We start from the raw sequence: 20,069 nt of genomic DNA on the forward strand, positions 1-20,069 counted from the left end.
TCCTCAGGCGAGACCAAACACGCCAAACATCAAGGTGGAGACGGCTGCGATGGTCAGACCGACGGCTGTTTCATAAGGGATAAGCTTGAGGCGCTCCCCCACGCCCATGTGGACGCTGCCACCGGTGGCATGGAAGAAGGAGCCGTGGGGCATGTGGTCAAACACGGTAGCACCGGCATGGATCATGGCGGCCCCCGCCAGACTGCTGATGCCCAGCTCGATCAGGGTGGAGCTGAACACGTTGGAAGCCACCACGGTGCCGGCCGTGGTCGAGGCGGTCGCCAGTGACATCAAAGCGCCCGAGATGGGGGCCAGCAGGTAGGAGGGCAGACCGGAGGCGGTCAGGCCGCTGATCAGCACATCCTTCAAACCCGAGTTGGCAATGATGCCCGCCAGAGTACCGGTACCCAGCAGCATGATGGCCACCGGCGCCATGCGGGCCAGACCCGAGACCGCAAACTGGTTCACCTTGCTGAACTTGCCCATCATAAGGGCCCCGACCAGGCCGCCAAGGGGCAGGGCAATCAGCGGATCCACGACGATACCGGCCAGCGGACGCAGGGCCAGCAGCAGTATGGCAACCAGGGGCGCACTGATGGCGGCGCCAAAGCCGGGCAGCTTGCTGCCACTGAAGCTCACCACCTCGTCGGCGGCGACCTTGCTGCCCTTGTTGTTCAGACGCTTGGCCAGCCAGTAGGCCATCACCAGCCCGAACAGGCCCGGTATGATGCCGGCCGCCATGACGGAGGTGAGGGGGAGATGGAAGGCATCGGACGCAGCTATGGCGTTCGGGTTGGGGGACATGACGTTGCCCGCCTTGCCGCCCCCTATCATGGCCAGCAGAATGGCCGCCTTGGAGAGGTCGGCACGGCGCGCTATGGCCAGCGCTATGGGGGCGACCGTGATGACGGCCACGTCCACAAAGACGCCGACTGCAGTCAGGATCAGGGTGGCCAGCGCCAGCGCCAGCAGGGCGCGGGTCTCGCCCAGCTTCTTGACGATGGTCTCGGCGATGGTGGTGGCCGCGCCCGATTCGATCAGCACGCCCGCCAGCACACCGGCCGCCAGGATCCGCATCACGGCCGTGGTGATCCCCTGGGCGCCACCTATCATCAGGGCGACGGTCTGGGTCAGATCGGCCCCGCCGATCAGGCCACCGGCCAGGGCGCCGACTATCATGCCGTAGGCGGGCGGCACCTTCTTCAGAATGAGGAAGATGGCGATGGAGAGCGCGGCGAGAGCGCCGAGCGCGGATACAGGGATCATGACGGGCACCTTGAATGGGAGTGAGTGGTGGCCATTATGGTGATCCGGGATCGAAATGCGTTGTCTGAAAAGACAAATAAGGTCTCTTTAAAAAGAGATTTTTTGTTCATAACAACAAATCAGCTGTCGAGATTAAGCCCGAGGTAGAGCAGGAACTTGTCGTCTAACTTGTTGAAATTCAAACCGGTTATCTGCTCGATCCGAGTCAGCCGATAGCGCAGTGTATTGGGGTGAATGAAGAGCGCCTCGGCACAGGGATGCAGATCACAATCCTGCAAGAAATATTGGCGCAGCGTCTTTTGCAGCGTTCCCTTTGTGTCCTCCTGCGCCAGCCTGAGCAGGGGCGCCCGCAGCTGATCCGCCTGCCAGGAGTCCGCCAGACTGCCGAGCAGTACCGGCAACCGGTAATCCTCGAAGAAGTAGACCTGCTTGCGCGGAGCCTGCCGCATGCCCCGGCGTAGAGTATCCCGCGCCGTCTGGTAGGAGCGCGCCAGACCATCTATGCCGCCGAAGTAATCACCCACCCCAATCCGTACCTTGAAGTGGGGAATGCGAGCCAGCAACTGCTTGATGCGGCTGCGCTCCTGCTCAGATTGCCAGACACCCTCGCTCAGCTGGGCCGGTTTGAGCACCACTATCTCGTCGAGGCCGTTGATGGCCACCAGATTGTCCCGCTCCGGATTTTCCAGCAGATGCACCAGCTCCCGCAGGCGGGCGGGATCCGCCTCCTCCAGCGCCAGTACCGCCACCACCCGCGGCTGGGCCAGATCCAGCTCGAGGAAACGGGCCGCCTGTTGCAGTTGATCGACCCGCCCCTCGCCGCGGATGAGCTGCAGTACCAGCTCCTCCTTGTGGCGCTTGTCCCACTGCAACTGCTCGGTGAGCGCCGCCTGCTCCAGAATGAGCTCGGCCGTCATGCGCACCAGCTCGGCGTAAGCACGCACTATGTCCGGATCGCCCGAGATACCGATGACCCCGAGCAATTCCCCCTGATAGGCAATGGGCAAATTGATGCCAGGGCGCACCCCCTTGAGCTGCTGGGCGGTCGCCTCGCTTATCTCCACCACCCGGTTCTCGGTCAGCGCCAGCACGGCACCCTCGTGGCGCTGATGGAGGCGCTCGGGATTACCGGAGGCAATGATCAAACCGTGTTCATCCATCACGTTGACCGAGAACGACAGTATCTTCATCGCCCTGCTCACTATCTGACGGGCCAGGGTATCGTTTAGCTGCATAACATCTCCGGACAACAAGCTGGCATGACGCCTGGTGGCCCACAATCACACGGGCCGACGTGCAAAGATCCCACATCATCAAGACAAGCGCGGGAGGGATCGCTAGAATAGGCCACTTTACGCTATGTGTGACCCACCATGGATCATGGATCTGACGCTATGCCAGTCCGCTTTGTGGTGGCCTCATCCTTCCGATATGGACTCCGCTATGGACTATGAATTTCGCCGCGACCCGTTCGGTGGCTATCGCGCCCGGTTCTCCATGGGTCATGAGGCCATCGGTCAGTGGTTGATCGATGAAGTTGGCAAGGATGAGGAGAAGCTCGATGAGCTCTTCTCCATCATCGACCAGCTGTCCAATCGCACCCGCACAGAGTACCAGCTGCACGGCGGTGACTATTCACTGCTGCTCACCCATGAGGAAGCCGAGGTGAAAGCCAACGTCCTCAATATCGAACAGGATGAGGATCTCGACGATCTCGCCTACTACGATGATGAGCAGCTGGCCATGTGCGGGCTGGAAGACTTTGCCCAGGTGCTAGGCTCCTGGCGCGCCTTTATCCGCAATGAGGATATGGGCTGAATACCCACTTTAGGGCGAGCATGCCCCTTGCAACCCAACAGGATTGACTATGTCTATTTACGATTTTGACGGCGAACAACCAGAACAGCCGGAAGACGAGCAGGACCAGACCAAACAAGCCGTGCCTGCCAAGAAGAAAGGCAAGCAGGTGATGAACACCCAGGTCAACCTGAGCCCGCGCGATGCCAGCCGTCTGAACGGTCTGCACGTCGAAGCCATCACCACCCTGGACGATGTCAGCCTGCCGAAGAACGTCATCTTCAAGGCCGGCCTCATCGCCCTGGGCGAGCTGGAGGCCACCAAGCGCGCCGACATCATAGCCCGTGTCATCGCAGAGTCTGGTCGCTAAAAGGCACCTGTACTGGCAATGCAGTACCAGAAAAGCCGGAGCCTCAGCTCCGGCTTTTTCATGGCTGCGCCCCACAGCGGACTCGCCCTTGCAGGGATCCGACCAGCCTATTAAGGCTTGTGTCATGATGTGACGACTTGTTAAGGTGCGGGACTTTTATCGGCCTTGGAGACTCAATGTTACCTCTACCTGATTCGCTCATCTGGGGAGCACTGGCGCTGGCCGTCTTGCTCTGTCTGGTCCGTCAACGCCTGCCCGGCCTGATCCTGCTGGGGGTCGCCCTGCTGGCCGCCCTCTACCTCGGTCGCCTCAGCCCTTCCGCTCTGCTGATCACGCTGGCGGGCCTGCTGCTGGCCTGGCGCACCCCCAGCCTGCCCCAGCCCTGGCGTGGCGCCGCCCTGACGCTGGTGCTGCTGTGGGCCATAGCGCTGATGCTGCACCTGATCCCCGGCTTCAGCAATCTGAAGGTGCTGGACCAGGCACAGGCAGGCCCCGCCAGCGTGCCCTTCAACATGTACCTCAATCTGGACAAGCCGCTGGTCTTCTTCGGCCTGCTGCTGGCCTGGCCCGCCTTGCTCGGCCAGGGCGGTGCGATCCGCTGGCGAGCGCTGGCCCTCTTGCTGTTGCCGCTGGCGGCCCTGCTGATCACCGCCTGGCAACTGGGTGCGCTCAAGCCCGAAGCGGGTCTGCCCCACTGGTGGTGGCTGTTTGCCCTCAACAACCTGCTGTTCACCTGCGTGGCGGAAGAGGCACTGTTTCGCGGCTTCATCCAGCAAGGGGTGGCCGCCCGCAGCCGACTCTGGCTCGGCATCCTGGTCGCCAGCCTGCTGTTCGGCGCAGCTCACCTCGCCGGCGGCCCGCTGCTGATGCTGTTTGCCGCCCTGGCGGGCGCCTGCTACGGCCTGGCGTTCCACTTCAGCGGTCGTCTGAGCGTCGCCATCATCATCCACTTCCTGTTCAACTTCGCCCACCTGGCCCTTTTTACCTACCCATTGGCCAGTCGCTGATCCCTGGCGCCCCGCCCGGGGCGCCATCACTTTTCCCCTTGCCTGCCACCCGGCGCCCCTTTTTCCCCATGACAGCAACCTGAACCCTGCGGGCTTTCTATTTGCACTATTTCACCAGGCTAGAGTGTCGATTAATTGACCCAAGCCAAGATAGTGTCATCTCCGCCCCATAGAATGAGCCGGTAACCATCACAAAAATAAAAACAAAACTATCAGTTACTTGACTCACTCAGGATGCTCACATGACCACAAGCCAACGGGAGGGGGAGATACGCTTCCCCGACCACCTATCCCTGATCTCGACCACGGATCCCGCCAGCCACATCACCTATGCCAACCAGCACTTCTGCGAGGTAGCCGGTTACAACGCCGCCGAGATGGAAGGGGTGCCCCACAATCTGGTACGTCATCCCGACATGCCCAAGGCCGCCTTTGCCGACATGTGGCAGCGACTGCGCCAGGGCAAGAGCTGGATGGGACTGGTAAAGAATCGCGCCAAGAGCGGCAGCTTCTACTGGGTCAACGCCTACGTCACACCGATCCTCAACGACCAGCGGCAAATCATAGAGTACCAGTCGGTGCGTACCCGCCCGAGCGAACAGGACATCGCCTGGGCTGAGCAGCTCTACGCCCGCATCCGGGCGGGCAAGGCGCTGCCCTGGCTCAGCCGGCTCACTCTGGAGCCGGGCCAGCTCACCCTGCTCCTCTCCGGCATGGCCCTGCTCGCCCTGCTGACGTCCCTCGTTACTGGCAATCCCCTGTGGGGAGCGCCCGGTGCAGCGGCGCTGCTGGCCCAGATGATCCACGGCCGGCGGCTGCAACAGCGGCTCAACCGCCTGGCCACCACGGCAGGCGAGGAGATGGGCACCCCGCTCTGTCAGGTGCTCTACACCAAACGGCGGGACACACTGGCGGCTCTCGAGCTGGCCCTGCGCATGAAGCGGGCCGAGCTCAAGGCGGTGGTGGGGCGCAGCGCCGACACCAACCAGCAGATACTGCAGGCCGCCGAGGATGACAGGGGCAATATCCAGACCATAGACACCCACCTGCAACAACAGCGAGCCCAGAGCGAGCAGCTGGCCGCCGCCATCACGCAAATGAGCCAGTCGATCCGTGACGTGGCCAACAGCGCCCATCAGGCCAACGCCCTGGTGGGCGAGGTACAACAGGTATCGGCCGAGGGATTGCAGGCGCTGGCGACCACACAATCATCGGTCAATCAGTTGCATGAAGAACTTGATGCCAACCACCAGGTGTTGGCGCAACTGACCGGTGACAGCCAGAAGATCAGCGGGATCCTGGCGGTGATCAGCCAGATCGCCGATCAGACCAATCTGCTCTCCCTCAATGCGGCCATAGAGGCGGCGCGGGCCGGTGAGCAGGGGCGTGGTTTTGCAGTGGTGGCCGACGAGATACGGGCACTGGCCCAGAAGACCCGCAGCTCCACCGGCGAGATCCACGAGATGATCCAGGCGCTGCAGCAGACCACCCGCCAGCTGGCTGATGGCATGACCCAAGGGGCCCAGACCTCGGAGCGTTGCCAGCAGCACGTGAGCACCACAGCCGAGGTGCTCAACCAGATCAACCGCATGCTGACCCAGGTCACCCACACCAGCGACGAAATTGCCCAGGCCGTCAGCCAGCAGGCGGATGTCACCAGTACCCTGGATCACGGCATCCACCAGATCCACCAGCTGGCCAGCCACACAGCCGACAACAGCAGGCAGGCCCTGGACGGCATCACGCTGCTGGTGGAGCGGCTGCATGCCCTCTCCCGCCTGATCAACCAGTTCCGCCACTGACCCGTCATCCGGGGTGCGTGCCGACCGGTACGCGCCCCCTTGATTGCCAAGCCTGATCTAGATCCTCCGCTTGAACGGCCACTGACCCGCAGCCTTCCCCTCAATGCCCCCCCTCTCCCCATATGGGGCCTTTCATTTATTTGTAACAAAAATGTAAATGAAATGACCTCTATGCCCGCCATAACAGTCACTTTCCATCGTGCCTCAACCAAAAGGACTTAATGATGCACAAGCCCCTCAGTTATGCCGCCCTGCTGCTGGTCAGCCAGTTTCCATTGCAGGTGCTGGCCGATACCGATGTCTACCTCACCAACAACGGCCCGGAACCCCTGCAGCTGGCAATCAGCCAGAGCGGCAGCGGCCAGCTGCAGGCGGGCAGCCAATGGATCCAGCACAGAACGGAGCTGGGCCCCTGGGAGAGCGCCATGGTGCTCAGCTTCAATCGCTACGAGGGGGTGAAGGCGGGCAAAAGCTATCTGTTCGAAACCCGTGTCACCACGGCCAGCGGCGACACCTATCGCCTCAACCAGTTGATGGAGGGCACCTGGTGGAACACCACCCTGCAGCACGGTGGCGACACCCCGACCGTCAGCTCGGGGTGGAAGAGCGACCGCGCCCTGCATCGTACCCAGGGGCCGCAGGAGCTGGCCTTTGCCGCCAAATTCACCGGCCGTTACGACGATCTGCACTACATGCTGACCCCGCCACAACCACGGGAACAACCGGAGCCTTCACAGAGCAAGCTCAAGGTGGCCAGCTACAACGTCTGGGCCCTGCCGGTGATCGCCTCCAGCATTGGCGAACGGTTAACCTTGCTGCCCGATTACCTCAAGGGTTATGACGCCCTGCTGCTGCAAGAGGTGTTCGACGGCCGCCGCGAGGGCTTCCTGCAGGCGCTGGCCAAAGAGTACCCCTATCAGACCAAGGTGCTCGACAAGCCGGGGGTCAATATCCACGACGGTGGCGTAGTGATCGTCAGCCGCTACCCAATCGTGCGGGAGGCCCAGCTGGTCTATCCCCAGTGCACCGGTACCGACTGTTTCGCCGACAAAGGGGTCATGTATGCCGAGGTGATCAAGGGGGGCAAAGCCTGGCATCTGTTCGCCACCCACACCGCCAGCTTCGACACCGACGAGGCGAGACGGCTGCGCCAGATCCAGTTCGGCCAAATTCGTACCCTGGCCGCCAGCCTCAAGATCCCGGCCAGCGACACCGTCATCTATGGCGGCGACTTCAACGTCAACAAGCGCAAGTTCGCCGACGACTACGCCAGCATGCTGGCCAACCTTGACGCCCATGAACCCGGCTATGGCGGCTATACCGAAGCCACCTTCGACCCCAGGATCAACCCCTACGCAGGCGGCCCCCTCTCCGGTGGCGCCAACGTCGAGTACCTGGACTATCTGGTGGTGAGCCGGGAGTACGGCGCCGCCAGTCATAACCTCAACAGCGTCTGGATCCCACGCAGCAGCGATGGCAGCCTCTGGCCCGCCAGCAACCTCTCCGATCACTTCCCGGTCAAGGGCGAGATCAGCCGATGAAGCGCCGCTACGGGATCCTGGCCCTGGCAGTCCTCTCGCTATTGCTGCTCAACCTCGGCTGGCAGAATGAGCCGGAGTCGGCCCCAGCCAACACTGAGTTTCATCAGCGTGGGGGAAGTCAGCCGCAGCAGACGCCAGCAGCTCCGATGACAGCCCTCATGCCCCGGCTCACCCCGGCGGCCAGCGGGGGCCAGTCCACCAAGCCGCCCCCCGGCTGGCGAGAGATGCCTGCGGAGCTGAGCCAGCGGCTCGCCAGCGAGATAAGCGACACCGACCAGCTGCTGAGCGAGCGGCTGGTCAATCTGATCGCGCTGGAATCCCAGTGGATGAGTGAGGGGGAGAGCCTGACACGGTTGCAGGGGCGTTACGCCCAGGCTCTGGATCAGTTGGCCGCTGACAGCGAACAGCTGGCACTGGCCGAACGGCTGGCCGCCCTGACCCGGCTGCAGGATGAGTGGGCGGCGGATCACCCGGATCTGGCAGCGGATCTGTTCAACCCGGATGCCCGCCTCTTGCAGGCGCGCCAGTTGTGGGGGGATGAGGAGCTGGAGACATTGGCCCGCCACTTCCTGCCTGCCGACCGGGCCGAGGCCAGCGTGGCGTTTGCCGGTACGCGCCAGCAGCAGCTGGATCAGCGCGGCCGCTACCAGCAGCAGCTGGCCGAGCTGGAGCAGCAACTGGCGGCCAGTCAGGGGAGCATGGATCCCGAGCGCTGGCAGCAGCACAGAGAGGAGGTGCTCGGCCAGTTTCGGCGCGACTTTTTCGCCCAGGCACAGGACAAGCCCTGAGCATGAAACGGCCCGGGGAGCCTGACATGGAAAAGAAAAAGGGCCCGCCGGGGCCCTTTGTGTTTGTCCGACCATCAGGCCAGCGGATAGCTGGCGGCCAGCCCGTTCTCGCAATGCCAGTTGACCCACAGCTTGTGGTCGCTGCCCATCAGCAGGGTGGCGAAGTTGCGGGTGCGCAGGTAGACGGGGGCGCCGAACGGCTTGATGAGATCGGCGCGTATCAAGCGGTTCTCGTCGAGGTATTCGGGATTGTCGTTGGTCATGGCGAGGATCCCCATCCACTGAAACTGGGTGGGACAGGGATGGACTATGCCGGAGGAGACCAGCTGGTGCACATTGGTGACCCCTTCCCGCTTGTCCTGAATGACACCCAGGCAGCCCACGTGCACGTCGCCGGAGAGGATCAGTGTCTTGCTGCCCTGATCCTGCTGGCGCCGCAGTCGGGCGTTGTCCAGCAGCCGCATGATGAGACGGGCCCGCTCCCCCTGATGGGCCTTGGCCCGCCAGTGATCCTTGAGATCGTCGGTCAGCTCCTCTTCCCAGGGGGTGGCATCCAGCGCCGCCTCTGTGAAGGAGAAGTCCCGATAAACCACGGGCACCCCCGCCATGACCAGCAGGTGGCCCGCGTCGCAGGCGGCCAGCGCACCGTTGACCTGCTCCCACTGGGACTGGCTCATCACCTGGGCCTGGGTGCGGGTTGCTCTGTTGTCCAGCGCCAGGATCCGGTAACCCCGAAACGTCAGCAGCCAGGAGTGGTGATTCAAATTGACCGGGTCCAGCAGGGAGGCATTGGCGCTGCTGCGCTGCTGGAACAGCCGGAAATAACGGGACGCGGCAGCATAGATGGCCCGATAGACATCACAGCCCTGCAGATCCTCGGGATAGCTGCCCCAGCCATCGAAGATGTCGTGGTCATCCCACATCATGGCGCTTGGTACCCGGGCCAGCAGGCGGGCCACCTCGGGCCGGCTCCACTGCTTGCAGTAGAGATCGCAATAGAAACGATCGAGCTGCTCCTCCATGGTGCGGGTCGCCTTGCGTTTGACCTTCTCCGTCCTGTCCAGCTCGTTCCAGGCCTTGAGGCTGGGAACCGTGGTCCAGAGGGAGTCGGCATAGACCTGATCACCCCCCATCAGCAGCAGCGAGAAGGGGTGTGCGGCGTGTTCGGCGGCAAGCCTGCCCCACATCACATAGGGTTGAGGCGTGGAGGTGAGCAGCTTGAAGTCGGAAAAACCGTTGCAAGAGGCATAACCGATGCGCACCTGCTCCGCCGACCCCGGCAGATGAAACTGCCAGTGGTCGTCCCCGGCCAGATCCCGGGCGGGCTCCCCATCCAGCAGGATCTGGTACTCCACGCTCGTCCCCTCGGCGGCCGGGTTGGCCGTCCAGCTGGCCCGCCAGAAACCGCCCTTTGGGGTATCCGCCTGCTTGCCGGCAGGCAGCAAGGCGCCGTTGATCCTGATGCTGGCGCCCTTGCAGCCAGGCCCCGCCAGAAAACAGACGCTGTATTGCGTCTCAGCTTCGAGCCCCAGCAGAGGCCCCATTAACAGGCTTGTCATCTTCTATCCCTCCATGGTTGAACCCATGGAGCATAGTGAAACCGGCGTCCTTTGGTACTGCCCAATCGGGCAGTCCAACTCACCCTTGAACTAGACCTTGCCCTTGAACTGCTTGACGCTGCGCTTGTTGGCTGTGCGACGGTTCGCCTGCTTGTCGCGAGGTGGGCGCTTGCCCTCCCCGCTCGCGGGCAGGTCGGTCACCGGGAAACCGGCGAGTTCCCCCAGCGGCAGCTCACGGCCGGTCAGGGTGCGGATCGCCGCCAGGATATCGCTCTCGCCGTGACACACCAGGGAGATGGCCAGCCCCTCGCACCCGGCGCGGGCGGTACGGCCGATGCGGTGAACATAAACGGGGGCGCTGGCGGGCAAGTCCAGGTTGATCACCACAGGCAATGCCTCCACATGTATGCCCCGCGCCATCAGGTCGGTGGCCACCAGCACCCGCACCTTGCCGGCCTTGAAATCATCGAGCGCCTGCTCTCTAACCGCCTGTTCCTTCTCCCCATGCAGGGCGGCAACCGGGATCCCCGCCCTGGCCAGCTTCCTGGCCACGCCGTCGGCATCGTCCCGCGCACTGATGAACACCAGCACCTGCGGCCAGGCCTGCTCCTTGAGCAAGCTGATCAGCGCAGGCACCTTGCTGCTCTTGTTGACCAGATAGAGCCGCTCCTCGATCTCGTTGACCAGGCTGTTGAGGGGATTGGCCTCGATGCGGGTCGGCGCTGTCAGCAGGCCATTGGCAAGGTCATCCAGCTCGGCAGGCAGGGTGGCGGAGAAGAGCAGGGTCTGGCGCTCGGCGGGCATCTCATTCATCAGCCACTGGATATCGGGCCAGAAACCCATCTCCAGCAGGCGATCCGCCTCATCCAGCACCAGCTGTTGCAGGCCATCCAGCCCCAGCACTTGCTGAGTGAGCAGATCCCGCAGTCGCCCCGGCGTCGCCACCAGCAGTTGCGGCCCCAGCGCCAGCTCGACCTGTTGCCGCTCCTGTGCCACACCACCGCAAAGGGTGAGGATCCGCAATCCCAGAGCGTCAGCCATCCCTTGCAGCGCAGCGCTCACCTGCATCGCCAGCTCGCGGGTCGGCACTACTACCAGTCCCTGCACCAGGCTGGAGGCGGGATCCAGCCGTTGCAGCAACGGCAACCCGAACGCCAGTGTCTTGCCGCTGCCGGTCTGGGCCAGCGCCAGCAGATCCTGCCCCGCCAATACCAGGGGTATTGCAAGCTGCTGGATGCGAGTCGGCGTGTGCAGGGTGGCAGGCAGGGCAGCCAGCAAGGCGGGATGGAGGTCGAGTTCGCTAAAGGTCATGGGGGTACGCGGATAAAGAAGTGGGAGGCGAAGTCTAGTTAGCGGGGCATAAGAAGTAAAACCCTATCCGCAAGCGGCAAGAGGAAGAGCACTGTACCCGGGTCATGGCTGTCTACAATGGTATTATTCACCTTGAAGGCAGACAGACCATGCTCAGACATATCCCCATGCTACTGCTCGGCCTGCTCGGTATCGCGACCATAGGTCTCTCCCAGACCTCGTCGACCACCTCCAGCCCCCCTGCCCAGCCGGTCCGCGTCATCAAGGCCCACCTTGGTGAATTGCCAGGCCTTATCAACGCCGACAAGACAGGCCCCTTCGTCGATCTGGTCCATGGGATTGATGCGCTCTACCCCGATATGACTATCGAGATCACCATCTACCCCATTGCGCGCGCCATGGCGGGCGTGATCAATGGCAAGGCCGATTTCAGCCTGCCCGCCATTCGCAATCTGCACGATGCAGACATGCTGCCCTATCGCTTCAGCACCCGCAGCTTTGGCAAGGTAGCCCATGTCATCTACAGCAACACTGCGAATCCTGTCACCACCGACATGGCCTATGGCATCGAAGCGACGCAACGGGATTTGTTAATCGAGGCCGTACCCGGTGAGCTCCCCTTTCAGGTACAACGTTCCATGAGTATCGAGCAATCCCTTCGCAAGCTCTCCCGTGGCCGTATCGATGCCTTTATCTGGGCACAGGAGGAAGCGGACCTGATGCTGCGCCAGCTGGAGCTGACCAATATCCAGCGAGAATTTTTTGGCGACTTTGAAGATGTGTTTATTATTCAAAAGGGCGCAGCCGGCAATGAGATGGATGCGTTTTTGGCACAAGCCATAGAAAGGTTGGCGGCATCAGGCAAGCTGGAGGAGATATACGGCAAGATCCACAGACCCTACGAACACTGGCAGCCACACCCTGAGCCATTACCCGCCACCCTGCCTGTGAAGACCCCCTGATAACCGGGTTCCATCCATAAAAAAATCCCGCCACGGGCATGCCGTGGCGGGATTTTTGCGCTCGGAAGCTTACAGGGCAGCCAGGGCGGCCGCGTAGTTCGGCTCATCGGCCACTTCGGCTACCATCTCGCTGTGCAGCACCTTGTTGTCTGCATCCAGCACCACGATGGCGCGGGCAGTCAGGCCCACCAGCGGACCGGAGGAGAAGGCCACACCGTAGTCCTGCATGAAGGCAGTACCACGCAGGGTGGAGAGGGTCACCACCTTGTCCAGACCTTCGGCGCCGCAGAAGCGGGACTGGGCGAACGGCAGATCGGCGGAAATGCAGAGCACGACTGTGTTCTCCAGCGCGCTGGCCTGTTCGTTGAATTTGCGCACCGAGGTGGCGCAAGTCGGGGTATCGACGCTCGGGAATATGTTCAGGATCTTGCGCTGACCGGCGAAGCTCGCCAGGGTCACGTCAGACAGATCTTTGGCAACCAGGGAGAAAGGCTTGGCCTGCTCACCGGCAACGGGGAAGTGACCGGCTACGGAAACGGGGTTGCCTTGCAGGGTAACGGAATTGCTCATGTTATGTCCTTGATTATCGAGGGAGGATAGGGCCACCCAGTATAGGCGCGCCGGGCGAGGACAAACACCCGTCAATCACAAGGATATAGCGGCACTTGCTCCTGGACCGAACTGGCAGCCCCTCTCAAACGAGAGAGGGAGATAAAGAGGCTTGACCTTGGACTTAACACCAAGGTTTACACTCGGCTCAGTTATCCAAGGTTCCGCACCGGCGGGACCCATCCAAGAGGGACTCATCATGAGCAAATCCTGCTGCAGCCATCAACACACAGCGGCCACCGGCAAGGCCGTCACCAGCCAAGTCGAACATCAACACGACAGCCACTGCTGTGACAATGTCGAACAGGTCAGTTGCTGCGCCAGCAAGGCACCCCATGATCATCAGGATCAGGGGGTGAGTGAATCGCCGGGGGATGAAGAGCCCCCCAGAGGAAGTTGTCAAAGCCAGGGCTGCTGCAGCCCACAGCCGCCTCATGACCATGACCATGACCATGACCATGACCATCATGAGCATGATCACCATGAGCAAACAACCGACACCGCCGAGCCGTTAGTCGCGCCGGAGCAGGACAGCCGCCGCCACAGCTGGCAGGTACTGGGGATGGATTGCCCCAGCTGCGCCCGCAAGATAGAGACCGCCGTCAGCCGGGTGGCGGGCGTGCAGCAGGCCCGCGTGCTGTTTGCCACCGAGAAGCTGGTGGTGGATCTCGCCCCCGGCCTCTCCCCCGACCCCGTCACCGCCGCCGTGCTGGCCGCGGGTTTCCGGCTCAAAGGCGCAACTCAATCCGGGGACGACAACGCCAGGCGCCGCAGCCCGCAGATGGCCATGCTCGCCAAATATTGGCAGCCCCTGTCGCTGGCCGGCCTGATGCTGGTGGCTGCCCTGCTGCCGAAAGAGTTCGGCCAGCCGCTGTTTACCCTGGCCACCCTCTGGGGCCTGTGGCCCATCTCCCGCAAAGCCTGGGCCCTGACCAGGAGCGGCTCCCCCTTCGCCATCGAGACCCTGATGACGGTGGCGGCGCTGGGCGCCCTCTTCCTCGGTGAAACCGCCGAGGCGGCCATGGTACTGCTGCTCTTCATGCTGGGGGAGCATCTGGAGGCCTACGCCGCCGGCCGTGCTCGCGCCGGCGTCACCGCCCTGATGGCGCTGGTGCCCGACAAGGCACTGCGGATCCGCACCAGGGTTGACGGTGACATACGGGAAGAGGTGGCGGCCGACCAGCTGCGTCCCGGCGACATCATAGAGATAGCCCCGGGCGCCCGCCTGCCGGCAGATGCCCGCTTGCTCGACGCCCTTGGGGCGTTTGATGAGAGTGCCCTGACCGGTGAGTCCATTCCGGTGGAGCGTCGCCAGGGCGACAAGGTGCCCGCCGGTAGTCTGGCGGCGGATCGGGTGTTGCGCCTCGAGGTGGTGTCCGAACCTGGCAACAACGCCATCGACCGCATACTGCACCTGATCGAGGAGGCCGAGACCCAGCGTGCCCCCATAGAGCGCTTCATCGACCGCTTCAGCCGCTGGTATACCCCTGCCATGATGCTGGTTGCCCTGCTGGTGGTGATAGTGCCACCGCTGGCCTTTGGCCAGAGCTGGGACGAGTGGATCTATCGCGGACTGGCGCTGCTGCTCATCGGCTGCCCCTGCGCCCTGGTGATCTCCACCCCGGCGGCTGTCACCTCCGCCCTGGCGGCGGCAACCCGCCAGGGGGCCCTGATCAAGGGCGGTGCCGCGTTGGAACGGCTGGCCCATATAGACACAGTGGCGTTTGACAAGACAGGCACCCTGACCCTGGGCAAGCCGCAACTGACCGAACTTGTCAGCCTCAATGACCAGCCGGAGGCCGAACTGCTGGCACTGGCCGCCGCCATAGAGCAAGGCTCCCACCACCCGCTGGCTCGCGCCGTGGTGGCCGCCGCCCGTGAGCAGGGGCTGACCCTGGCCGCGGCTCAGGATCTGCGCGCCCTGCCGGGCATGGGGGTGGAGGGACGCATCGACGGCACCCTCTGGCAACTGCTGGCACCGAGCCGGATTGACTCGCTGAGCAATGCCCTCAACGCACAAATAGCCACCCTTGAGCAGCAGGGCAAAACGGTGGTCGTGCTCGGCCAGCCGGGCGCAGCGCCGGCGGCCCTGTTGGCACTGCGGGACCAGATCCGGCCCGAAGCGGCAGCGGCCCTGGCGGAGCTCAAGGGGCTGGGACTGCGCAGCATCATGCTGACCGGCGACAACCCCCGCGCCGCCGAGGCGATTGCCAACGAGCTCGGCATGGGCTGGCGCGCCAGCCTGCTGCCGGAAGACAAGGTGGAAGAGATCGCCAAGCTGGCCGCCAGCCAGAAGGTCGCCATGATAGGGGATGGCATCAACGACGCCCCCGCCATGAAGCGGGCCAACATTGGCATCGCCATGGGTGGCGGCACAGACGTGGCGCTGGAGACGGCCGATGCCGCCCTGACCCACAACCAGCTCGGTGGCATCGCCGCCATGATCCGGTTGTCGCGGGCAGCACTGGCCAACATCCACCAGAACATAGCGCTGGCGCTGGGACTCAAGGCCATCTTCCTGGTCACCAGTCTGCTCGGCATCACGGGCCTGTGGATTGCCGTGCTGGCGGATACCGGTGCCACCGCCCTGGTGACGGCCAACGCCCTGCGTCTGCTGCGCAAGCGCTGATCCAGCCCGCAAACGAGATCGCCATATGCCAAGCCGTCCCCCGACAGGGACGGCTTTTCTCCTTCCCCCCACCTCACACCTGCAAAGAAAAAGCGCGGCTGCCGGTTGGCAGTCGCGCTTTGTTTACTCTCTCGGAGTTATCCCACCCTTGGCAAGGTGGAATTCAACCCGGGGCTGCCGAGCCAGCCCCGGACTCTATGGGTGTGCTTACTTGGCACTGCACTCCTGAATGACGGCGGTACCGGCCTTGGTACCAGCCGGGTCAACCTTCACCAGCACGCTCCACAATCCTTGCGGCAATGTGATGCTGTTGTTGGCACTGCCCGCCTGGGAGAAGCCGAGAGAGTAGCCCGTCTCGGCAGTGACAGCGCCACCGCCGTTGAGCAGGTACTCCTTGCTCCAGTCTTCATTGGCGACCTTGAACTCGCTGGTGCCCATGTAGTTGAACGCGGCCTGATAGATGGCGAGGTCGCCGTCCATCCCCTTGTAGCTCAGCTGATACTGGGGCTGGGCAGCCCAACCGGACAGCTCACCTTTGACGAACAGGTTGTAGCCGAGCGGATTGCCCGCCACCGTATCCAGCACCTTGCAGCTCTGCACCGGCTCGGTGAAGCTGACGCTCAGGGTCGGTTTGTCCTTGTTCATTGCCGTGAACACAAACTTGTAGCTGCCCGCCTTGTCAGCGTTGAACGGCAGATCCCCGCCATTGGCACAGAGCACGCTGACCTGACCTGTCGCCAGCTGGTCGGTGTCACTGCACTTGCCGTAGTTGATCGGGCCGTCCCAGTCACTACCGGCAATCTTCACCTGGGTGGTACCAAGCTGATCGGTCGTCACTTCGGTGGTGAACTCGTAGGTAAAGTTGCCACCAAAGATCATTTTGTTGACCGGATCCCACTCGTTCAGGAAACCACGCACGAAGACATCGGTGTCACCAAAGGGCGGAACCGTGCTCAGGTCTATCTTCTTGCTCACCGGCAGACCCGCGCCCTGGGCTCCGGCCTGCGGTTTGACGAACACGGCGGCAGACCAGGCTCCCAGGGTCAGTTGACCACCACTGGCAAGGGCGCCATCGGCGATGCTGCTACCGGCATGGTGGGCCGGGCTCAGCTGCAGCGTGCTCAGTTCGATGGGCTGATCCTTGCCATCACGGAAGTCGCTTATGCTCTGGGGCTGGTTGGTGGCGTTGATCATCACCACCAGACCCTCGATGGCGGGATCCAGATCCGCACCGGCATTGACGCCATCATCCACCGTCATCACGATAAGTCCCGGCACCTGGTCAGGCCCGGTATTGCGGAAATCAACCCGCTTGATCACCTCGGCGCCGCTGCCAAGGCGCAGCAGACGGGAGGATTGGCGCAGCTCGGCCAACTCCTGATAGAAGCCCACCATGGTCGCCATGTCGGCCCCGCTCGGCTTGACGTGCTTGCCAAGTACCTGCTCGATCAACGGGTAGTTGTCCCCATCCTTGTCCTTGCGCGGCAACCCCTTGTCGAAGTTGTTGTCGGCAAGGGTGTAGTCGACCCGGTTGTACCAGTCACCCGAGTCGTAGCTGTCCCGCTCCATGGACTTGGAACGCAGCAGCTCGACACCTGCGTGGGTAAAGGGAATGCCCTGCCCCAGCATGGCGGTGGCCAGCGATACCCCCTGCATCCGCACCAGATCGGCTCCTTCCGGCGCCTTGTAGATCAGGTTGTCGAACAGGGTCTGGTTGTCGTGCTTGTCGACATAGTTCTGGATCTCGGTCGGATCCTGGGCATAACCCGCAGGTTGACCGTTGTAGTCGATGTCGGAGCCCTTCTTCGGCATGCCGTCCTTGTCAGTCAGCACGAACTCCTTGAGGTTGCCGGCCATGCCGAGGCGAACCAGGTCGGATTGGTGCAGCGCGGTGGCCAGCTCGACGCCGTCCATCTCGTTGGCATCCACCAGGGCACCGTTGCCAAAGCCCTGGGTCTTGCGAATGGTATCGCCGCCGTCAAACGGGCTGCCACCGCGCACCGCATCACGCAAGCGGTCGGAGAAGGAGCCGATGCCGGTGCCGGCCAGGTGCTTCTGGGTCGCCTGCACGAAGCGCTTGTCATCCTGCACCTCGCCGAAGTTCCAGCCCTCGCCGTAGAAGTACATCTCGGGGTTGACCTGCTTCACTGCGGCCAGCGCCTGCACCATCTGATCTTTCGGGTGGTGACCCATCAGATCGAAGCGGAAGGCGTCGATCTTGTAGTCGCGGGCCCAGGTCACCAGAGAGTCATCCATCAGCTTGGCGAACATGGCGTGTTCCGGCGCCGTGTTGGAGCAGCAGGTGGAGTTCTCGACCGAGCCGGTCTCCGGATTGAGGCGCTGGTAGTACCAGGGCACTATCTTGTCGAGCACCGACTTGGGACCAAGGCCGGCTTCGTTGGTGTGGTTGTAGACCACGTCCATCACCACGTTCATGCCGATGTTCTGCTTGATGGCCTTGACCATCTCGCGGAACTCCAGGATCCGCTGACTGCCTTCGGCATCGGTGGCGTAGGAGCCTTCCGGCGCCGTGTAGTGATAAGGGTCATAACCCCAGTTGAAAGAGTCAACGCCACGCAGATAGCCGGAGAGCTCCTGCACCTGCGGGCTCTCCTTGCTGTCGGCCCCTTGCAGATCGGCCAGCACGGCTTCTATGGTCTGACCACCGCCGCAGTAACCGCCAAACTTGGAATCCTTCACTTCGGCATTGACCTGACACAGCTTGCTGAAGTCATCCTGGAGGTTGGCTACCTTGGCCGGATCCTCGTTGACGGTGGCGATGTCGAACACAGGCAACAGGTGCAGATGGCTGACGCCGCTTTGGGCAAGGGATTGCAGATGCTTGACCGGCACACTGTCGCTGTCGGTCAGGCCGAGGAACTTGCCTCTGTGTTCCGGCTTGGTGGACTCATCGTTGCCGGTCAGATCGCGGACATGGGCCTCATAGATGGTGATGTCGGCAGGGTTCTGCTGGCTGTGGGGCGCCTTCAAGCTGTCCCACCCTTCCGGCTTGAGGGCCGGATCATCGAGATCCACCACCTGGCTGAACTCGGAGTTCATCGCCAGGCTCAGGGAGTAGGGGTCTGTTACCTGATAGGATTCCAGCTTGCGACTGAGCGGGTGATAGACCTGGATATCATAGCGGTAGAATTTTCCGACCAGCTCCTGACCCCCTTGCACGCTCCAGCTGCCGCTGGCGTCGTCTTGTGTCATGGTGCGCTCGCCGAGGGCCTTGTGCTGCTCGTCGAACAACGCCAGCTTGACCGACTTGGCGGTTGGCGCCCACAGCCGGAAGGTGACATTGCCCCCCTCAACGATGGCGCCATAGGCCAGCTTGGTGGCTTCCTCTGCGTAGAGAGCATCGAGGACGCCGGCGCTCTGCACCAGGGTCGCCCCCTGCAAAATGCCGTCGGCATCCGTGCCTATGGCCACCAGCTCGCCCTTGAGCAGGGGCTTGAGATCTTTGCCGGATGGCAGGGCGAAGGCCGCTGCATCCTTGAGGTGCGGGTACTTGGCCTGCTGCTCGGCAGTCAGGCTGGTCGCGGTCAGGCTGAGATAGGGGAAGTCGAACACCCCCTCGGCATTGGCCTTGATGGTGCCCGACTCTGTGTAATAGAGGCGCACATGGGGCTTGTCCTTGCCCCCTTGCCAGATCAGGGTGTTGCCATCGATCAGATGGGCGCTGGCCCCGGCCACGCCAAAGGCGGCGGTAAAGGCATCGGCACGACTGTCGAAGACTTCACTCTTGCCCGCGACTATGGCTACGGTGCGATCAGGGTGATCGCTGAAGACCACCTTCATGTCGGCGCCGGTCAGGTTGGCGAGATCGCCGTTGCGGGCAATAAAGTTGATACAGCCTTCCAGCTTGGCGAGAGGAACCACCCAGCTGGGGCCGAAACTGTCGACCGCCGTCGGGGTATTGGCCTTGTCATCCCAGCCCGCGTTCAGACCGCTCTCGGCGGTGGCGTTACAGGCGTCGTTGTTCCACAGGTGCAGGCTGTGGTTGGCAAAGGGCCCTTCCACCCCGCGCGCGGCGCTGGTCTGGGTATCCACCAGGGCGATCACCGCCTGATCGGGGCCGGCAACCAGTTGCTCGGCAGGGGGTTGCACATCGGGCAGACGGGCGACAGGCCCATCCGTAGGTTCAGGGGTGGAGGGTGAAGAGCTGTTGTCATTGCAGCCGGACAAAAGCGCGAGCAGTGAGGCTGTTACCAGCGCCACTTTGGTCTTTTTCATATCCATTTTTTTATAATTCCCGCTGTAGTTAGTCTCGATATCCGAGTACCCGGTCATTGCCGAGCGATGCCATATTAATCAGCGACAATCGTTTCAAATGTGAGCAGCAGGGCAAAAAAACCAACCCTTTTCAACAAGATAACGTTTTCATAACGAAAGTTGGATCCGGCTCACAGACCCGGCCACCATTTG

The 20,069-nt window shown here is 62.6% G+C and carries 14 protein-coding genes; 8 read left to right on the top strand and 6 right to left on the bottom strand.

Annotation, left to right across the window (positions count from 1 at the left end):
• Positions 1-3: 3 nt before the first annotated feature.
• Together AC1P02_RS01655 and AC1P02_RS01660 are read right to left on the bottom strand one after the other, a co-directional pair.
• Positions 4-1,266 (bottom strand): GntP family permease, encoded by a 1,263-nt coding sequence (locus tag AC1P02_RS01655; protein ID WP_058394921.1) that lies wholly within the window; start codon positions 1,264-1,266, stop codon positions 4-6.
• 119 nt (positions 1,267-1,385) lie between these two features.
• Complete coding sequence (locus AC1P02_RS01660; RefSeq protein ID WP_005313593.1) at positions 1,386-2,501, bottom strand: sugar diacid recognition domain-containing protein; 1,116 nt, start codon at positions 2,499-2,501, stop codon at positions 1,386-1,388.
• Positions 2,502-2,709: 208 nt separating this feature from the next.
• Here AC1P02_RS01660 and AC1P02_RS01665 point away from each other — a divergent pair, with 208 nt between their 5' ends.
• From AC1P02_RS01665 to AC1P02_RS01690, 6 genes are all read left to right on the top strand, one after another.
• Positions 2,710-3,084 carry a YacL family protein gene (locus tag AC1P02_RS01665; protein WP_005313595.1) on the top strand — a complete coding sequence of 125 codons (375 nt, stop codon included), beginning with the start codon at positions 2,710-2,712 and terminating at the stop codon, positions 3,082-3,084.
• Between the two features lie 49 nt (positions 3,085-3,133).
• On the top strand, positions 3,134-3,433 hold the full coding sequence (locus AC1P02_RS01670) for a hypothetical protein (protein WP_005313598.1): 300 nt from the start codon (positions 3,134-3,136) through the stop codon (positions 3,431-3,433).
• Positions 3,434-3,609: 176 nt separating this feature from the next.
• Entirely contained in the window at positions 3,610-4,440 is an 831-nt protein-coding gene (locus tag AC1P02_RS01675; protein WP_485183760.1) for a CPBP family intramembrane glutamic endopeptidase, read from the top strand.
• A 242-nt stretch (positions 4,441-4,682) separates the two neighbouring features.
• The gene (locus AC1P02_RS01680; protein ID WP_485183761.1) at positions 4,683-6,242 is read left to right on the top strand and encodes a methyl-accepting chemotaxis protein; all 1,560 of its coding nucleotides are present in this window, start codon (positions 4,683-4,685) and stop codon (positions 6,240-6,242) included.
• A gap of 224 nt (positions 6,243-6,466) precedes the next feature.
• Entirely contained in the window at positions 6,467-7,783 is a 1,317-nt protein-coding gene (locus AC1P02_RS01685) for a sphingomyelin phosphodiesterase (protein ID WP_485185409.1), read from the top strand.
• Entirely contained in the window at positions 7,780-8,571 is a 792-nt protein-coding gene (locus AC1P02_RS01690) for a hypothetical protein (RefSeq protein ID WP_485183763.1), read from the top strand. The genes AC1P02_RS01685 and AC1P02_RS01690 overlap by 4 nt, the downstream gene beginning before the upstream one ends.
• Before the next feature lie 74 nt (positions 8,572-8,645).
• Here AC1P02_RS01690 and AC1P02_RS01695 read toward each other — a convergent pair whose 3' ends face one another.
• Entirely contained in the window at positions 8,646-10,130 is a 1,485-nt protein-coding gene (locus AC1P02_RS01695; protein ID WP_485183765.1) for an alkaline phosphatase D family protein, read from the bottom strand.
• Positions 10,131-10,220: 90 nt separating this feature from the next.
• Entirely contained in the window at positions 10,221-11,441 is a 1,221-nt protein-coding gene (locus AC1P02_RS01700; protein ID WP_485183767.1) for a DEAD/DEAH box helicase, read from the bottom strand.
• Positions 11,442-11,590: 149 nt separating this feature from the next.
• Between AC1P02_RS01700 and AC1P02_RS01705 the strand changes: the two genes are divergently transcribed.
• Positions 11,591-12,403 carry a type 2 periplasmic-binding domain-containing protein gene (locus tag AC1P02_RS01705; RefSeq protein WP_485183769.1) on the top strand — a complete coding sequence of 271 codons (813 nt, stop codon included), beginning with the start codon at positions 11,591-11,593 and terminating at the stop codon, positions 12,401-12,403.
• 69 nt (positions 12,404-12,472) lie between these two features.
• Here AC1P02_RS01705 and tpx read toward each other — a convergent pair whose 3' ends face one another.
• The gene (tpx, locus tag AC1P02_RS01710) at positions 12,473-12,973 is read right to left on the bottom strand and encodes a thiol peroxidase (RefSeq protein WP_059111756.1); all 501 of its coding nucleotides are present in this window, start codon (positions 12,971-12,973) and stop codon (positions 12,473-12,475) included.
• Between the two features lie 238 nt (positions 12,974-13,211).
• Between tpx and AC1P02_RS01715 the strand changes: the two genes are divergently transcribed.
• Entirely contained in the window at positions 13,212-15,641 is a 2,430-nt protein-coding gene (locus tag AC1P02_RS01715; RefSeq protein ID WP_485183771.1) for a zinc/cadmium/mercury/lead-transporting ATPase, read from the top strand.
• A gap of 207 nt (positions 15,642-15,848) precedes the next feature.
• On the opposite strand, the gene pulA is transcribed toward AC1P02_RS01715, so the two are convergent.
• Positions 15,849-19,883: a pullulanase-type alpha-1,6-glucosidase gene (gene pulA, locus AC1P02_RS01720; protein WP_485183773.1), complete on the bottom strand. Its 4,035-nt coding sequence runs from the start codon at positions 19,881-19,883 to the stop codon at positions 15,849-15,851.
• Positions 19,884-20,069 lie beyond the last annotated feature (186 nt).

The organism is Aeromonas sp. TS_SC_11, from assembly GCF_057318915.1.